Consider the following 17,138-nt stretch of genomic DNA (forward strand, 5'->3'; position numbering starts at 1 on the left):
CGGCAGAACCTGTGGCGGGACGAACTCCACAGGCAGCGTTCGGAAACCCGGAGCCCTGAACAGGATCCGAAGGTTCCGAGCGACTCCGCGGCTGCGGGTTGCTCATGCGAAGTGGCCGGTACGAGTTCGCGGCAGATTTCCCCCGGCGGACGACCGCATCCGATGTGATCGGCAGGCGCCGGCGCGCGACCACACCGTAAGTGGCCGCGCGCCACGGAAAGCGCAGGAAGTCTCAGGTGCCGAACACCCGGGGCCGCCGAGCGCCGATTGCCGGTAGAGGAAGACCTATCGGAGTTCCGGTGCCAAGGCCGGACGCAGGTCCGGCGCCCCTCCTCGATGGGTAGCGCCGTCGTGGATATGCAGGATCGCATCGGCCCGGTCCACCGTCTCGCGGTCCAGCGGGAAATATCCGTGGGCCGGGGTGTGGTCGGTTCGCGTGGTGGCGGCGGGGATTTCGGAGGGCGCTACGCACTCCCGGATGGCGACCCGCCGCTGCAGGAAACCCTCGTAGGTGCCGACGTCGGGTTCCGGCATATCGATGGTGTCGTCACGGCCCAGACTGCCGATGACGACGGAGTACCGGGACCCCAGCAGCGACCCGGCAACAGCACCGGCGCCGGCCCACTCCAGATCCATATCGCCCAGGCGCATCCGGCTCGTATTGCGCTGCAGGTGCAGGTTGTGGGCAAACACCAGGGTCGCGCCGCGTCCTCCCTCGAAACGCCGGATATCCAGTAGGTTCCGGGCCATGAGCGCGTCCCGGGTGGCGCACATCCGGGTCCACCGGGCTTCCTGTCCGACGGGTTGCGCTGCCTGTCGGTGGTACCGCAGCATACCCAGTCCGGCGGTCAGCTGGGTTTCGGCCCGGATCCACTGAAGCTGCGAGCTTTTCGCCACCAGTTCCGGCGCACGTGCGTAGAGCTCGGTGAGCATATCGTCGGCCAGCACCCGGAGAACATCGGCTTCGCGGGTGGCACCGGGCGATTCGTCGGGGTCCATGACCGCCTCCGTGCGGTGCCAGCGTTCATCCGCGCCCGCCAGGCCGGCCACATCATGGTCGAGACCCAGGTAGTCACGGGCGTATTCGAGATATCGGCGTGGGCTCGGCACGTTCATGGTCTCCATCGGCCCGTCGAAGCCGTGGAATGCCACACGTTCGTCAGCAGCCCGGCCCTCGTTGTATTCCCGCATCCAGGCGACCAGCTGCCAGTTGGCCTCCAGCTCACCGAAACCGTGCGAGAAGCCCGCCCGCATGGCCTCGTCGAGCGTGCCCACGCCCTCCCGCACGTAGTCGTCGACCACGAGCGCGGCCACCCGATCGGTTTCGAGTGCTATCGACCGGAAGCCGCGACCGGTCAACTCGGCGAAGAGCTCGTTGCGGGTCCAGGCGAAGGCGTGTTCCAGGTGGGTCGGTTCACCGAATCCCAGCAGGTCGGCGGCGCCGATATCGAAGAGTTCCGTATCGAAGTTCATTTCTTCGATCGTATCTTTGAAAGATCGGTTGAGACTTTCCCCTCAGCTACCTCGATCCGATGGGAATATAGTCTCAAACGGTGAGCACACTGCGCCCGGCCGACCTGGCCCGCGAGCACGGACTGTCCACGCAGGCTGTCCGGAACTACGAACGCGACGGATTCATTCCCGCCGCCGAACGCACCGCCAGCGGCTACCGTATCTACACCGAAACGCACGCCGCGGCCCTGCGCGCCTACCTGTCCCTGGTCACCGCCTACGGCCACGCCCTCGCCGGCCGGATCATGAACGGACTACACGAGGGCGACCTCGACACCGCCCTGGAGCTCATCGATCGCGGCCACCACCAGCTACTGCGCGACCGCGAAACCCTCGACGCGGTCCGAAAGGCAATCGGCCATCTGACCACCGGCGCCATCACGGACCACACCACCGGTGCCACCACCCGCACTGTCGGCGAACTCGCTCATCATCTCCGCGTCACCCCCGCGACGCTGCGCAAGTGGGAAGTCGCCGGAATTCTCACTCCGGCCCGCGATCCGGCGACCGGATACCGGGTCTTCCACGCACCCGATATCCGCGACGCCGAACTCGCCCACCTGCTCCGGCGCGGCGGCTACGGGCTCACCCATATCGCCGGCGTGGTGGAACAGATCCGCGCGGCCGGTGGCATGGCTGCCCTGGCCGCCGCACTCGCCGGCTGGCAGCACAAACTCACCGCGCGCGGGGTTGCGATGCTGGTGGCGGCCGGTCTGCTCGGGCGCTACCTGCACGACACCGAACGTATGTGACCCGCGTCAGCTCTCGAGGACCACGGGCAGCCCGCGCAATCCGTGGAGCGCACGCGATTGCAGGGGTTCGGTCCTCCCCGCGAGGCGTGCGTCCGGAAATCTTTCGAAGAATCGCCGGACGGCGATCGCCGCTTCCGCACGCGCCAGGGCGGCACCGATACAGAAGTGGATACCGGCGCCGAAGGTGAGGTGGCGGTGCGGTTCCCGGCGGCGGGGGTCGAATACGTGTGGGTCGGTGAAGATTTCCGGGTCGCGATTCGCGGCAGCGAGCAGGAGCACGACCGGTGTCCCTGCGGTGACGGCTCGATCGGCCAGCCGGGTATCGGTTTTCGCGACTCGGACGACGTACTGGACGGGAGTGTCGTAACGCAGCGATTCTTCGATCACCGCCGTGTAATCACCGTCGGCCGGATGGAGGCCGGGCTCCCGTAGCAGCATATGCAGGGCGTTTCCCAGCAGATGTGTAGTAGTACCGAATCCGCCGACCAGCAGCATGCTGCAGGTGGCGATGGCCTCGCGCAGGTTCAGCTGTGCCGGGCATTGCTGCGCCAGACCGGCGATGAGCCCGGCGTTCTCGGGTTCCGCTTGCTCCAGACGGTCCTTGAAATACGCTGTCATCTCGGTGACGAGCGCTCGCGAACGCTCCCGTTCCTGCGCAGTTCTGGCCCCGTCCAGCAACGAGGCCAGAACGTTTCCCCAGGCGGCGAAGCACGGGGCATCCGACTGCGGTAGGCCGAGAATATGCGAGATCATCGCCATCGGAACGGCTTCGGCATAGTTCGTGACCAGGTCGGCGACGCCGCCGCGCGGAAGCTCGTTCAGGCAGTGTTCGACACTTTTTTCGATCCGGGGCGTGAGCTCGGCGAGGGCGCGCCGGTGGAATGTCGGCGCGGCCAGGGACCGCAATTCCGTGTGCCGGGGCGGTTCCAGTTTGAGAAACGAGTCGTCGACCGGATGGACGAGCGTGACATCGCCGGCGGCATTGCGCCGGCGTGCCGACGCGCCGATCGGCGCCGGTCCGAAGTCGCCGCTGGTGAGAACCTGCTGACACAGCGCGTGTGAGGCGGTGAACAGCAGGCCACGGCGACTGGTGGCCAGCGCGCCCCGGGCACGGACCTTCTCGTATTCCCGGTGCCGATCGGCCCCGGGGCGGGCCCAGAGGATCCGCGCGCCCGGGTCGCCACGAAGGACATCGGAGAAGAGCCGTGCCTTTTCCAGAGACATTGCTGCCATGATCGGTCGCTACCCGCCCCTATGCGCCGACAGCCGGTTGGGCGGTGACCTGCCGGGCGGGGTGGTAGCTGGACCAGTAGTACTGGCGGTAGAAGTTCTCGGCCAAATTCACCCACGTGTTCAGATGGTCGAGATCGCCAAGGAAACGGTGCATATTGACGAGCAGCCAACTCCATACGGCCTGGCTGTCCCGGCAGTTGTCGCAGTCCCCGGTGGTGGCACAGTACTGGACGCTCTGGTCGGTCCGGTACGCGTTGAACCGGCCGACGATCGGATGGCCCTTGGTCAGGCGCTCGGCGTGTGCGGGATGATCGTTGCTGATGCTGGGGCAGGTTTCGGCGCCGAAGGTGCCCCAGTGTGTACGCCCCGTGACCAGCGTGCGGTAGTAATACGGGTCGCCGATAACAGTATCGGGGTAGGTTTCGCGCATCCGGGTCATTTCCTCGATTGCCCGTTCTTCGTTGTGCAGCCGGGCATCGGGGTCCGTGCCGTTGTCGCTGTAGTAACCGAAGTTGATCTGGTTACCGTTTTCGGCGATGGCCTCGACAGTTCTTTCGAGGTAGGGCATTCCGGCTTCGCTGAGCGTGTAGACCCAGGTGGCCCGCGGGTCGCCGGTATAGGTGCGCAATGCTTTGTCGAACAACCCGGTGATCCGCCGGCCGTTGACGCCGTAACCGCGCAACTCGTCGTCGACCGGTCCCCCGCCCCACAGGGATACTGCGATGGCGAGGTCTTCCAGCCCGTCGTACGGTATCGGCCGCGTCCCGTTCGTCACCACCGTGACATTGCGAATCGTCTCCGCGAATACGCGCACTCGGTCCAGGACCAGGGCCGGTTCACCGCCGATCAACAGCGTGCTGGTGATCCTCTTGTTGTCGCGGAGATCTTCGGCGAACGCGCGGATCGTTCCCAGATCACGGATCTCGACGCTCTGCTTGTCCATATCGTGTTCGAAGAACCAGCAGCCCTTGCACCGCAGGTTACAGGCGTCGGTAACCCAGACCTCCACCGTTCTGATTCCCCGGGCTACTTCGTTCACACGCATCAAACGTTCGGCCAAAGCCGGATCCTCTTGCGCGAGTTCGAATGCTCGGGTTAATATGCGTTCCTTACTTGGCCTGACGTCCAGGAAAACGGGCTGAGCCACGACATCCTCCTCGGGGCGATGCGGCAAGTTTGCGCGCTGCTAGATGTCATCGGCTAGCCGAACATGTCCGAAAAACGACGGTGCTGCCGATGCGTGGCCGAATCAACGGGATTCGGTGGTGGTTGGTAGGAGAGCGGATAGGGAGCGGTCTTACTCAACTGAAATCATTAGCGCCACAAAGAATTCTAGGATAGGCCCGCTGACAGCGCGAGACCCCAGCGTTATCCTTGACATTTTTATAACATTCCTGACATGTGCCAGGAATAATTACGGCGCGACGGTATCCGTTGCGTAAATTCGACATGCCCCTGTGGCGGGGCCGTGACGCGGTACACCCGTGTCAGCGCGAATCATCCACGGTGGAGCCTCATCTGGCCACACCGCAGCAACCTCACGGACCCAGCGGTGGCGACGGTGGAAACATCACCGGCATCGACGAGAGTGCGCGGTGGAAAGGTCCTGGCCGCCAACGCAGTTCCTCGGGCCGGCAGGCGAGCTGGACCTCGGGAAGCGCGTCGAGCAACTGGTCGATCGCATTCTGGGCAACCATATAGGCAATCGACCTGGCCGGGCAGGTATGCGGGCCCGACCCCCACGCCAGATGTGCGTTGTTGTCGGTGTACTCGCCCGCGTGGATCGCCGGATCGTTGTTGCAGGCCGACATTCCGATGAGGACCGGCTGATCGGCCGGTAGCCATACGCCGTCGAGCATGATCGGCTGCCTCGGGTAGCTGAGACAGTAATTCGCCATCGGCGGGTCGGTGTACAGCAGCTCGTTGAGCGCATCCCGGGTCGTCGGCGCCACACCGGAGGACGATGTGCCGGTGAACCGCGGGTCGGTGATCATGAGAAGCAGGGTATTGACCGTGAGGTTGGTCAGCGGCTCGATACCCGCCCCGTACAGGACCGCCAACTGGTGCACCATCTCCGAGTCCTGTAGCTGCGCCGGGTGCGCGAGCAGACGGGAGGTGACGTCACGTCCGGGTTCGGCGCGCTTGAGCGCGACCAGCTCCAGGAGTCCTTCGTTGATCTGGGCATCCGCTTCGGTGGCGGCGGCACCACCTTCGAACATGGCAGCCATACCGGCCGCGATGTACTGCCCGAGATCCGGCGGGCAACCCAGCATGGCGTTGAGCACCTGAAAGGTCAGCGGAAAAGCGTACTGCCCGATGAGTTCGGCTTCGCCGTCCAGACAGAAGTCGTTGATCAGCGGAGTGGCAACCGATTCGACGTTCTGGTGCATGGAGAACAGATCGACCCCGTCGAGAGCGGCCGTGATCGCCTGCCGGTACCGGGCATGCTCTCGTCCGGTACTGCGCATCACATTGGGCCGCCACGCCATCATGGGCATGAGCGGGTGATCGGCGGGTACGGACTTCTCCCACGAACGCGCATCGGCCGGAAAATGTTCGGGGTCGTTGAAGATCCGGATTGCGGTGTGATAGCCGATCACCAGGGTGGCCGGAATACCGGGCGCCAGCTCCACCGGTGCGAGAGTTTCGTGCCTACGACGCATCTGAGCGAACGAACGATGCGGATCGGCGGCGTACTCCTCGGTGTACAGGGCAACGCGAGGCGGGGTACCGGTCCGGGTGGGGGTGGAGTACGGGCAGCCGACAGTGCCGGTTTCGGGCGACGGTAGAGACTTGGCCAATGCCTTGAAACTCCAATGAAAGCAACAACAACAGAGCAGAAGTTGTCTCAGTTGGGACATCTCCTGTGTCGGAACATTATTGGTGTAGCGAATCGATCGCAACCCGGCGGGTAGTGCGTTCGGCCACTACGAGTCGCAACCCGTATTCAGAAACCCCGGAGGCGGTCGGGGATCACCCGGATCGGCACCGAATACTCGGCACGGAACTGTTCGGCTGTCATCGACAGGCCTGCCAGCCCGTCCCGGTACTTCTCGAGATAGGCCGCAACCTCGTCCGGGTCGGTGGTCAGTTCGAGTCGGGCGGGACCGCCGAAAACGACGATATCGCCGCCGGATCCGGTGCTGTTGAAATGCAGCGCCACCCGGGGGTCGCGGGCGATATTGCGGAGCTTGGGCCGGTCGGGCTGACTGAAGATGAGGAAGGACCCCGCCTGCCAGTGGAACCAGACCGGGTTCGGCTGCGGAGTGCCGGCCGGGCCGACGGTGGTCAGCCAGATGATCTCCTCACGCGCCAAGCGCGCGGCGACCCGTGCACCGAACTCCGTCGCCGGGTCGAGTAGTTCGTTGACCTGCGGTGTTTCCATGGGCCGACCTCCAGATCATCGGGGATTTCGCCGGAACAACACCCTCACCCGCGCACCGGTTCCCCGCAAGAGCGACGACCGAGGCAAAACCGTAAGTATTCGGTAACGGCCGCGGACGCCGTCACCACCAGCCGAGCAGGGGATGCAACGCGCGCCCGAGCGGGCCGGCCAGGGAACGGGAGAAGCCGGCGCTCAGGTGGTGCTCGTCGTGGTAGACGAGAATATTTCCCACGACGACCGGGCACAGGTCATCGGTACAGACGGCGTCGCTGAGGTCGATGGGGAAGACATTCGGGAAATACGATGCGGGTTCGAGGCCGGGGTTGATCTCGTCCAGGGCATCGATACGGTGCATCCCGCAACCGGCCGCGGTCCCGCCGAAGGCGAGACAGTCACCGGCCCGGTACGGGACGCCGCCGTCGCGGCGCAGCCACGGAGTATCGCGGATCGTGATCACATTCAGGTCCTGATCGCCCAGCGCCGCCCAGACGTCGAGATAACCGGGCGGTGTTTCGTCACCGCTTTCCAGACGCGGATGGGTGCCGATGGTGAACACCCAGTCGGGCCGGTCGGTTCCCAGCCGGTCGATGACGTCCCGGGACCAGTCGCGGCAGTCCGGGATGGCCTCACCTTTGTAGGTGGCGTCTTCCGCGAGGGTCAGCGCGCAGCCCATCTTGAGGTAGGTCCGGATGCGGAAATTGTGCTGTTCGGCGAGGACCTGCAAGGCCGGCAGCCAGTGCTCCACATGCGAGCTCCCTGCCATGGCCAGCGTTCGCTCCGCGTCCGGGTCACCGTAGGTACAGGTCACGACATCGCGGGTGTCCCAATCGGCGATACAGCCGTCCAGCGTCGAGGGCGGCAGATCGGCCGAGACCTCCAACGGGCTCGGACGCACCCGGGCCTCCGGAACGGGGGCACCGGACGCGAGCGCCTCCGCACCGGGGTAGCTGACGGGGTCGAGAGCACTGGGCACGGTCACCCGGCCCACGACGAGCACCTGCCAGGCGACTGTTACCGCGACCATCGCGACCGCTACCGCCGACACCGTCACTCCCGCCACCCGCCGGTACCGCGAAGACGCGTCACCCGCCGCGGGCCCGGTCCCGGAGCGCAGCCGGAGCGGCTGTTCGACCCAGCGATGCGTGCACCAGGCGAGCACCACCGACAACGCGACGATCGCGAGCCCACCGGCCGGCCCCGCCCGCGGCTGGTCGCGGTAGGCGAGGTAGAAGATCAGGATCGGCCAGTGCCACAGGTACAGGGGGTAGGCGATATCGCCGAGCTTGCGTGCGACCGGGGTGGCCAGGATCCGGTTCGGCCACGGCCGGTCCTCCGGGGCGAGACCGGTACCGGACAGGATGAGCGCCACACAGGCGCCGACAGGTAACAGCGCGGCCGGGCCCGGAAAGCGGTTTGCGCCGTCGACGATCAACCATCCGCAGCCGATGACTCCAGCCAGCCCCGACCACGCCAGTACATGCCGTAACGGTCGTGCCGGTGACCGGATCGACGCGACGAGGACCAGGCCCGCGCCGGCCAGCAGCTCCCATGCCCGGGCGAAGCTGTCGTAGTAGTTCCAGCCTTGATAGGTGGCCATGCCATACGCCGCGTACACGAACGACGCGACGGCAGCCACGGCGACGACAACCCCCAGTACCGCCCGCACCCGCCCCTGATAACCCAGGTGCCGGCACAACGCGGTCACCACCGCTACGACGAGCAGCGCCGCCAGATAGTACTGCCCCTGCACCGACATCGACCACAGATGTTGCAGCGGGCTCACCGACGGATCCGCGGCCAGATAGTCCGACCACGTCCACGCGAGCTGCCAGTTCTGGTAGTAGAACAGCGACGCCAGCGTCTGTACGGCGATATCCGCCCATTGCGTATAGGGGCGCAACACCACGGCAGCGCCGAGGACCGCGACAAGCACCACGACCAGCGCCGGCAGCAGACGCCGCAGGGTCCGGCGCACGGTGGACCACACCCCCACCGACCCGGTACTGCCGGCCCGGCGTAGCAGCAAACCGGTGAAGAAGAAGCCGGACAACACCAGGAAGACGTCTACACCGCCCGATACCCGGCCCATCCAGATGTGGAACACCACCACCAGCGCGATCGCCACTCCGCGCAGACCGTCCAGGTCCGCGCGGTAGGCGTTGTCCGTGGCCGTTTTCGCACCGGGCCGGGGCTGGGCCGAGACCGCGGTTGCCTCGCCGGCCACCCCAGCGGGATACCCGGATGTTCCGGCCGACCGAGGCGTGGGTCCGGGTGAATGCGACGCAGCCATGACCAACCGTTCTCTTACCCGTGTGGAGCCGATCGATCCGTCCCGCGGCTGGGCCCCCGCCTCGGCGGCGGCCGGGCCCTGCCGTCCGCCGGCCGTGCGCCCTCCCTGTCTCACCTGTTCTCCACTGTATCGGACACCGAGAACGAGCCCGGAACCCTGCGCAGGTCGTCGGCACCTCGCCGCTGCCCTACAGTGCCTCCACCGAGGTGCCGACGGCGATCCCGTGAGCACTCTCTCCGGCGCGAAACACAGCAGGGTGCCCCTCACCGACGGGCACGGTACCCCTGGCTCCCTCCGGGGCGAGCGGCCCCGACAGGCACCATGGAACTCGACCGGCACCGTTCCGGGAGGGCGGGCCGGGTTTGTCGGTGGGTACACCGATGCGGTAAACAGGTCGCGTTTCATAAGCATGGGTAAGGGTTTTTCGTGGTCGACACGCTGGCAAGGACGGACGCACGCACAACACAGGCACCGCCACCGACAACCCGCCCGTACAATCACACCGCCGATTTCATGCGGGTGGCCCTCTTCACTCTGGTGGTCGCCGCACATACGCACGGCACAACTCCCGATGTCGCCGGCGGCAGCGGAGTGCTGGCCACTGTGGGGCACACCACCCGGTACGGGTTCGTCGCGATCACCGTTTTCGTCCTGTTCCTGGGCTATTCCGGTCGCAAAGTCTCCCCCGGTGCCTTCTGGCGACGACGCTTCGGTCAGGTCGTCCTGCCGTATCTGGTGTGGTCGGTGCTCTACACGGTGTTCCTCGTCTGGTGGGACGATTCCGGCCCGATGCCCGGCGCCGGGGAACTTGCCCGGGATTCGGTGGGCAGCATCCTCACCGGTGACGGCCGGTACCACCTGTATTTCCTGCTCATCTCCATGCAGATCTATCTACTGTTCCCGGCGCTCCAATGGCTGATCCACCGCACCACCGGCCATCATCTGGAATTGCTCGCCGCTGCCGTCACGCTGCAACTGGGCATATTCATGTTCTTCGATTGGCCCGGCGCGACCGCGGTGCTCGGCTGGAGTCCCCAGGTGCACCTGTGGAAAGCCTTCCCGATGTACGCGCTGTTCGCGGTGATCGGCGCCTTGCTCGCGGTACATTTCGAGCGCGTCAACGCCTGGGTTCGCGCGAACCTGCCCGTCGTCGTCGGCGTGGCCGTGCTCGGCTGCGCGTACGGCCTGGTGGGGCATCTGCGGGATGCGGATGCCGGTATCGACTCCACGCGCCACTCCTCACCGTGGAACCCCCAGTTCCTGCCACTGTTCGTCGGAGCCCTGGTCCTGCTGTATCTGGTGGGTATGGCCTGGAACGATCGCCGCGGGAGCGGCAACGGCCCGGTAGGACGGATCGTCACCTATGGCGCACTGCGCGCGTTCGGTGTGTTCGCGGTGCATCCGATGATGATCGACGTGGTGTACCGGGTACTGCCGGTGGACTGGATGCTCGATCCCGTCCCGCGCTTGCGGTCGGCGGTTCTCACGGTCATCGTGCTGGCCGCCAGCCTCTTGGTGGTCGAGATCGCCCTGCGCACCCCGCTGAGCAGCGCGCTCGTCGCCCGGCCGCGGCAGCCACTGCGACGGCGGAGTTCCGGTGCCGCTCCGGCAAGGGCCGGCGCGGACGACGTCGGTCCCACAGTGGCTGCAGCAGAGGCCGAAACCCGGGCATCGGGGCCGGTGGCAGCGTATACAACACCCCAGAACCACGGCCGCCGGTAGCACCCGCACGCAAACAGCCACCTGACTCGGCCGGCAGAGTAGGCCGGCCACGTCCGATACGGGGCACCATCGCGGCGCTGTCGCGACGCCTACGAGATCGGTTCCTCGTCGAGCGCGGACATACGGGTACCGAACGGGAATGTTGTGTGCGTCAGGTCTTCGGATATGGTCCACAACCGCCGCGCGAGCTGCGAATCCTTCGCCGTGGCAGCGCGGTCGACCAAGGTTGCGGGGCCCCGCACGCCGAAGCGGCTGGGGCCAGCAAAGGAATCGCCGGGGATATCGCCGACCGCGGCGAGCAGCGTGGGGAGCGCGCCGCCTTCTGGTCCGTGTGCCATCAACGGGGTAGCAAGCGCACTCAGGCGGTCGAGAACACGGTTTCCACTGGTGATCTCGAACCCTGTGGACGCCCAACCGGGATGCGCGGCTGTGGAGCGCACTGCCGTGCCGGCGGCGGTGAGGACTCGTTGTAGCTCGGCAGTGAACAACAGGTTCGCCAGCTTCGACTGTCCATATGCCCCGAACGGGCTGTAAGGACGGCGTTCCCAGTGCAGGTCGTCGAAATCGATTCTCGCCGAGCTGTGCGCGCTGGAGGTGATGGTCACGACTCGGTTTGTGACGCGGTCGATGAGGAGACCGGTGAGCGCGAAGTGACCGAGGTGGTTCACTCCGAACTGGCTTTCGAAGCCGTCCTCGGTGGTCTTGCGGGTGCTGCTCATGGCGCCGGCGTTGTTGATCAGGTAATCGATCGGGCCGCCGATACCGGCTGCGAACTCACGCACCGAGGTGAGCGACGAAAGATCGAGGCGCCGGGCCTCGGCACCGGATCCGATCGCCTTCGCGGCTGCGCGCCCCTTGTCGAGGTCACGCACCGCGAGCACGATATGGGCCCCTTTGGCGGCGAGAGCCGCTGCGGCCGCACGACCGATGCCGCTGTTGGCGCCGGTGATTACCGCGGTGCGGCCGGTCTGGTCGGGTATGTCGGAGGAGGAGGCGAGTAGGTGCATGACAACAATGTAGGCAGCGCCTACATTGTTGTCAATGCCTACATGTAGTTATGCTGATCCGATGGCCGCGCCCTACCGCCGAAGCAACCTTCGTGATGTCCTCCTCGACCGGGCGATGACCGTGCTGCAGGACCGCGGGGCGGGCGCACTGTCATTACGTGAGCTCGCGCGCGACGTCGGCGTCTCTCATACCGCGCCGGCTCGGCACTTCGCCGACCGACACCAGCTTCTCGAAGCGGTCGCGGTCGAGGGATTTCGCAAGCTCGCCACGGAGATACGCAACGCGATTGCCGCGGCGAACGAGCCTAGCGTTCAGGCATATCTCGCGGCACAGGCCTACATCACGTTCACGATCGAGAAAGCCAATCTGGTCGATGTCATGTTCCGGCATGAGGCCGGCCGCGGCGACGCGATCGGTCAGAGTGCCGCCGCGGCCTTCGAACCGCTCCTGCACCTCTTCCAAGGCGCGGAAACCAGGGGCACGGAGGGCGCGGATGCCGCCACGACAGCCACACTGTTCCTTGCCACGCTGCAAGGGATCACCGCATTGGTGAACTGCGGAGTGGTGCCGCCCGATGCCGCGTCAGGCCTCATCGACAATGCTGTGCCCCGCTTCATCCAACCCATCGACCAGGACACGCGGGGTGTAGGGCCGCGAACCGCATCGTAGTCGTCGAGTGTTCGCCGCCCCGGGCAAACCCCGGTCCCGCCGGCGACTGAGCGCCGCGGGCGGCGAGCTCGGGCAAAGGCCGCATTCGAGCAGGTTGGCGTCCAGTTGCGGGCCGGCCGCCCCCATGCCCACAGCCGGCCGACGGTGTGATCCGAGCTCGCCTCGACGACCGGAACCACACCGTCGACGGTGCTGCGGACTAAGCGACCGCCCCGCTGGTTTTCAACTCGATGATGCGGTCCCAGTCCCAGCCGAGTTCGAGCAGGACCTCTTCGGTCTGGGCGGCGAATTCCGGGCCCGGCCGCAGTTCCGGTGCGGTGACATCGAACTGCACCGGACTCGAGACCAGTTCCAATTCTCCGGCGGGAAGAACGTATTCGTTGGAACGGATCTGGTGGTCGTCGGCGACCTGACGGGAATCCTGGACCGGTGCCCACGGCCCCTTGAGGGTCGCGAACTTCTTCGTCCATTCTGCGAGGGTCCGCTGGGCGATCGCCTCGCGCAGGATCTCCACGCCGGCATCGGTGTTCGCCGCGATCGAGGCCGCGTCGGCGAAACGGGGATCCTCGGCCATTTCGGGACGATCGATATGGTGGCAGACGTCGGCCCAGAACTTGCCGGGTTGCAGCATGACGAACGACAGGTAGCGGTTGTCGGCTGTTTTGTACAGGCCGGACAGCGGATTCGCCATCGCGCCGTGCGTTCCGGGCGGCGGGGCGATCATCGGCTCATCTTGATAAACCGACAGCGCCACGGTGTGGCCGAGCGACCACAGACCGCTACCCAGCAGCGAGACGTCCACGATCGACGGTTCGCCGGTGCGTTCCCGTTTCAGCAGTGCCGCCGCGATACCGCCCGCCAAGTTGGTGCCGGAGATGGTATCGCCGAAGGCGGGGCCGGGCGGTGAAATCATCCCGTCCGTGCCTTCCGGGGTGATGGTGGCGGCCACGCCGCCCCGGCACCAGAAGGCCGTCATATCGTAGCCGCCGCGATCGGACTCGACACCACGCGGACCCAGCGCACTCCCCCGGGCGTACACGATCGTCGGGTTCACGGCCCGGATATGGTCGACGTCGATACCGAACTTGGTGCGCGCCGACGGCAGGAAACTGGTGAGGAAAACATCCGCTTTCTTCGCCAGCTCATAGATCACCTCACGGCCGCCCTCGACCGACATATCGACACCGATACTGCGCTTCCCGCGGTTGGCGTGCTCGATATTCGGATTCGGATCACCCTCGACCTTGAACTTGCCGATCTGCCGCAGCCCGCGCTGCGGGTCGCCGGTGACCGCGTGCTCGACCTTGATCACGTTCGCGCCCCAGTCGGAGAGCACCGCGCCCGCCGACGGTACGAAGCCGTACATGGCGACCTCGAGGACCGTGATCCCCTCCAGCGGCCCGCTCACGATGCCAGCACCTCGGCGATGGTCTTACGCTCCATGAATTCCTCCATCCCGACGACGCCCATTTCGCGGCCGACACCGGACTGCTTGTAGCCGCCGAACGGCGCATCGGGATGGAAGTAGTTGCCGCCGTTGATGCTGAACGTTCCGGTGCGGATACGGCGCGCCACCGAACGGGCGCGTTCGGCGTCGGCGCCGAAGACACCGCCGGACAGGCCGTAGATCGAGTTGTTGGCGATCGCCACGGCATGGTCGATATCGTCGTACGGAATCAGTGCCAGCACCGGGCCGAATACTTCTTCCTGCGCGATCTCGCTGTCGGGGTCCACATTCGCCAGCAGGGTCGGCTTGTAGAAGTAGCCCGGGTCGACCTTCTCGCCGCCGGCCACGAGGGTGGCACCGGCCGCGACCGCACGTTCCACCAGACCGTGTACCTTGTCACGCTGGCGTTCGCTGATCAGCGGGCCCATATAGTTCTTCTGGTCGGCCGGGTCACCGTAGGTGATGTTCGCGAGGTTCGCGGCGACCAGTTCGGCGACCTTGTCGTGGTCGGCGCGCGGGACCAGCAGCCGGGTGGTGATGGCGCAGCCCTGGCCGGCGTGCGAGCAGATACTGAATGCGGCGAACATGGCGCCCAGGTTGTAGTCGGCGTCGTCGAGCAGGATCGCGGCGGATTTCCCGCCGAGCTCGAGGAACACCTTCTTCAGGGTGGCACTGGCGGCGGCCATGATCTTGCGGCCGACCGGGGTGGAACCGGTGAACGATACGACGTCCACGTCGGGGTGCGTGGTCATCCGCTCGCCGACGGCCACTTCGGAGCTGGTGAGGATATTCACCACGCCGGCCGGGATATCGGTGTGCTGCGCGATGAGTTCACCGAGCGCGAGGGTGATCAGCGGTGTATCGGGCGCGCCCTTCAGCACGACGGTGCAGCCCGCGGCCAGCGACGGCGCGAGTTTCGCGAAGGCCAGCTGGTAGGGGTAGTTGTAGGCGGCGATGGCCGCGACGACCCCGGCGCCTTCCTTCTCCACCCACCGCTGATGCTGTGCGCCGCGGATCTCGACCGGCCCGAGGTCCTCGGTCCAGGTGTAGTCCTTCAGCAGCCCCGCGTAGTACTTGACGATCTCGAACGGGGTTTCGAGCTGGTTGCCCTTGGTGAGGATGTAGCTCGCGCCGACCTCGGCGATCATCAGGGCGCGGAGTTCCTCGACGTTGTCCTGCAGCGCCTGATAGAGCTGTTCCAGGCAGCGCGCGCGGAATTCGTGATTCGTCGACCAGTCGGTGGTGTCGAACACGCGGCGGGCGGCGGCGACAGCGGCGTCGACCTCGGCCACACCGGCTTCGGGCGCATGGCCGACCACCTCACCGTTCGCGGGATTGAACGAGGCCAGGGTGCGCCCGGTCTCGATCAGCTGCCCGTCGATGAGCAGCCGTTGGGTGGCAGTCACCGCTTCTTCCTGCGTTGACATCCCGCCTCCTCGAAGTTTGTGGAAATAGCATTCTCGTTTCAGGAGAATAGTACATTTGACAGTGGGCTCGCGCGGTCGATTCGATGAGCTGGAACTATCCCGTCCACACCCGACCGGCGACCGGATTGCGCGGATCGCCCGGATCTTGCGCAGCCGATCTTTACGAGAGTACGGTTCTCGTATTCGGAATGCATGTTCTTGCGCCGGTGGGCGCGAGAGAGGAGAGGCAAGCGTGAAAACCGCAGTTGTCACCGGTGGCGCCTCGGGTATCGGACTGGCCATCGCGCAGCGGCTCCGCAGCGACGGCTTCCACGTGGCGGCCCTGGACCGCAATGCCTCCGCCGACGACGATTCCGCCTACCGGGCCGACGTCACCGACCCCGACAGCCTGACCGAAGCGCTGGGCATCATCCGCGAGAAACTGGGTCCGGTCACCATCCTGGTGAATGCGGCCGGCGTGGACGGATTCAAACGCTTCCAGAACATCGATTTCGCCGAATGGCAGCGGGTTATCGAAGTCAACCTGCACGGCGTCTTCCATTCGATCCAAGCGGTGCTGCCGGATATGATCGAGGCCGGCTGGGGCCGGATCGTGAATATCTCTTCCTCCAGCGCACATTCGGGCCAGCCGTTCATGACGCACTATGTCTCGTCGAAATCCGCGGTCAACGGGCTCACCAAATCGCTGGCGCTGGAACTCGGCCCGTCCGGGATCACCGTCAACGCGGTCCCCCCGGGGTTCATCGACACCCCCATGCTGCGCGGCTCCGAGGAGCGCGGACTGCTCGGCGGCACCGTCGAGGACCATATTCAGCGCACTCCCGTGCGGCGCATCGGTAAACCCGAGGATATCGCCGCCACCTGCGCTTTCCTGATCTCCGAAGAGGCCGGCTACATCACCGGCCAGATCATCGGCGTCAACGGCGGACGCAACACCTGAATCAGCCCTGAAGAATCCGCCGACCGCACTCGAAGGGAAGTGACAACCGTGAAGGTCCATGTCGATCAGGAACGCTGCCAGGGACATACTCTCTGCTCGATGATCGCGCCGAAAGCGTTCGAACTCAGCGAAATCGACGGCCATTCGTCGCCGGTGGACGAGAATGTCGCCCACGATCAAGAGGATCAGGTGCGCGAAGCGGTGCATTCCTGCCCCGAGCGCGCCATCACGCTCACCGAGTAGACCGAGCAAACGAGGGGGCACCCGATGTCCGCCACCGAATCCACCGGCCGTCGCCGGCCCCACTTCCCTTTCGACCGCTACGGCCCCGGCTACCGGGAGTCGTTCCAGGCCATCACCGAGCATATGCACCAGCACTGCCCGATCGCCTGGACCGACAACCACGACGGTTACTGGGTGGCGGCGGGCAACCGGGAAGTCTTCGAGCTCGCCCGCTGCCCGCATGTCTCCAACGACCGCGATATCGAGGGCGTACGCCGCGGGTACCGGGGCATCACGATCCCCTCGGCCAACGAGTCCGCGATCCGCAACGGCATCCTGGAGATGGACGATCCCGAACATCGCGAATTACGGTCGGTGCTCAATCCGTATCTCTCCCCCGCCGCCGTCCAGCGCTGGATCCCGTTCGTCGACGAACTCGTGCGGGCCGCACTCGACGAAAAGATCGCCACCGGGCGTATCGATTTCGTCGACGACCTGGCCAATATCGTGCCCGCGGTCCTGACCCTGGCG

At 65.8% G+C, this 17,138-nt stretch carries 14 protein-coding genes and 1 pseudogene; 6 read left to right on the top strand and 9 right to left on the bottom strand.

The window, feature by feature from the left end:
• Nucleotides 1-285 precede the first annotated feature (285 nt).
• On the bottom strand, nucleotides 286-1,473 hold the full coding sequence (locus ON22_RS29650; protein ID WP_051158260.1) for an erythromycin esterase family protein: 1,188 nt from the start codon (nucleotides 1,471-1,473) through the stop codon (nucleotides 286-288).
• Nucleotides 1,474-1,553: 80 nt separating this feature from the next.
• On the opposite strand from ON22_RS29650, the gene ON22_RS29655 reads away from it, so the two are divergent.
• Nucleotides 1,554-2,264 carry a MerR family DNA-binding transcriptional regulator gene (locus ON22_RS29655; protein ID WP_033245669.1) on the top strand — a complete coding sequence of 237 codons (711 nt, stop codon included), beginning with the start codon at nucleotides 1,554-1,556 and terminating at the stop codon, nucleotides 2,262-2,264.
• Between the two features lie 6 nt (nucleotides 2,265-2,270).
• On the opposite strand, the gene ON22_RS29660 is transcribed toward ON22_RS29655, so the two are convergent.
• The 5 genes from ON22_RS29660 to ON22_RS29680 all read right to left on the bottom strand — a co-directional run bounded on the left by ON22_RS29660 (nucleotide 2,271) and on the right by ON22_RS29680 (nucleotide 9,172).
• Nucleotides 2,271-3,497, bottom strand: coding sequence for a cytochrome P450 (locus tag ON22_RS29660; protein WP_081595930.1), 1,227 nt, complete (start codon nucleotides 3,495-3,497; stop codon nucleotides 2,271-2,273).
• Nucleotides 3,498-3,516: 19 nt separating this feature from the next.
• Nucleotides 3,517-4,557 (bottom strand): radical SAM family protein, encoded by a 1,041-nt coding sequence (locus ON22_RS29665; protein WP_051158262.1) that lies wholly within the window; start codon nucleotides 4,555-4,557, stop codon nucleotides 3,517-3,519.
• A 478-nt stretch (nucleotides 4,558-5,035) separates the two neighbouring features.
• The gene (locus ON22_RS29670; RefSeq protein ID WP_033245670.1) at nucleotides 5,036-6,298 is read right to left on the bottom strand and encodes a cytochrome P450; all 1,263 of its coding nucleotides are present in this window, start codon (nucleotides 6,296-6,298) and stop codon (nucleotides 5,036-5,038) included.
• A 146-nt stretch (nucleotides 6,299-6,444) separates the two neighbouring features.
• Entirely contained in the window at nucleotides 6,445-6,882 is a 438-nt protein-coding gene (locus ON22_RS29675) for a TIGR03667 family PPOX class F420-dependent oxidoreductase (protein WP_033245671.1), read from the bottom strand.
• Nucleotides 6,883-7,003: 121 nt separating this feature from the next.
• On the bottom strand, nucleotides 7,004-9,172 hold the full coding sequence (locus ON22_RS29680; RefSeq protein ID WP_081595931.1) for an acyltransferase family protein: 2,169 nt from the start codon (nucleotides 9,170-9,172) through the stop codon (nucleotides 7,004-7,006).
• Between the two features lie 513 nt (nucleotides 9,173-9,685).
• Between ON22_RS29680 and ON22_RS29685 the strand changes: the two genes are divergently transcribed.
• The gene (locus ON22_RS29685; protein WP_051158263.1) at nucleotides 9,686-10,894 is read left to right on the top strand and encodes an acyltransferase; all 1,209 of its coding nucleotides are present in this window, start codon (nucleotides 9,686-9,688) and stop codon (nucleotides 10,892-10,894) included.
• Between the two features lie 89 nt (nucleotides 10,895-10,983).
• Here the strand turns inward: ON22_RS29685 and ON22_RS29690 are convergent, their stop codons facing one another.
• A complete protein-coding gene (locus ON22_RS29690; protein WP_033245673.1) occupies nucleotides 10,984-11,901 on the bottom strand; it encodes an oxidoreductase in 918 nt (305 codons plus the stop codon).
• 61 nt (nucleotides 11,902-11,962) lie between these two features.
• On the opposite strand from ON22_RS29690, the gene ON22_RS29695 reads away from it, so the two are divergent.
• On the top strand, nucleotides 11,963-12,571 hold the full coding sequence (locus ON22_RS29695; RefSeq protein WP_063820678.1) for a TetR/AcrR family transcriptional regulator: 609 nt from the start codon (nucleotides 11,963-11,965) through the stop codon (nucleotides 12,569-12,571).
• 199 nt (nucleotides 12,572-12,770) lie between these two features.
• Here ON22_RS29695 and ON22_RS29700 read toward each other — a convergent pair whose 3' ends face one another.
• Together ON22_RS29700 and ON22_RS29705 are read right to left on the bottom strand one after the other, a co-directional pair.
• Nucleotides 12,771-13,979 carry a CaiB/BaiF CoA transferase family protein gene (locus ON22_RS29700; protein WP_033245674.1) on the bottom strand — a complete coding sequence of 403 codons (1,209 nt, stop codon included), beginning with the start codon at nucleotides 13,977-13,979 and terminating at the stop codon, nucleotides 12,771-12,773.
• Nucleotides 13,976-15,445, bottom strand: coding sequence for an aldehyde dehydrogenase family protein (locus tag ON22_RS29705; RefSeq protein WP_033245675.1), 1,470 nt, complete (start codon nucleotides 15,443-15,445; stop codon nucleotides 13,976-13,978). Before ON22_RS29705 ends, ON22_RS29700 begins: the two co-directional genes overlap by 4 nt.
• Before the next feature lie 232 nt (nucleotides 15,446-15,677).
• Here ON22_RS29705 and ON22_RS29710 point away from each other — a divergent pair, with 232 nt between their 5' ends.
• The 3 genes and pseudogenes from ON22_RS29710 to ON22_RS29720 form a co-directional block, all read left to right on the top strand.
• Entirely contained in the window at nucleotides 15,678-16,385 is a 708-nt protein-coding gene (locus tag ON22_RS29710; RefSeq protein ID WP_033245676.1) for an SDR family NAD(P)-dependent oxidoreductase, read from the top strand.
• Between the two features lie 48 nt (nucleotides 16,386-16,433).
• On the top strand, nucleotides 16,434-16,628 hold the full coding sequence (locus ON22_RS29715) for a ferredoxin (protein WP_033245846.1): 195 nt from the start codon (nucleotides 16,434-16,436) through the stop codon (nucleotides 16,626-16,628).
• A gap of 24 nt (nucleotides 16,629-16,652) precedes the next feature.
• Nucleotides 16,653-17,138, top strand: a pseudogene (locus ON22_RS29720) (cytochrome P450); the annotation flags it as partial.

Origin of the sequence: Nocardia carnea NBRC 14403 (assembly GCF_000308515.1) — a bacterium.
Taxonomy (GTDB): domain Bacteria; phylum Actinomycetota; class Actinomycetes; order Mycobacteriales; family Mycobacteriaceae; genus Nocardia; species Nocardia carnea.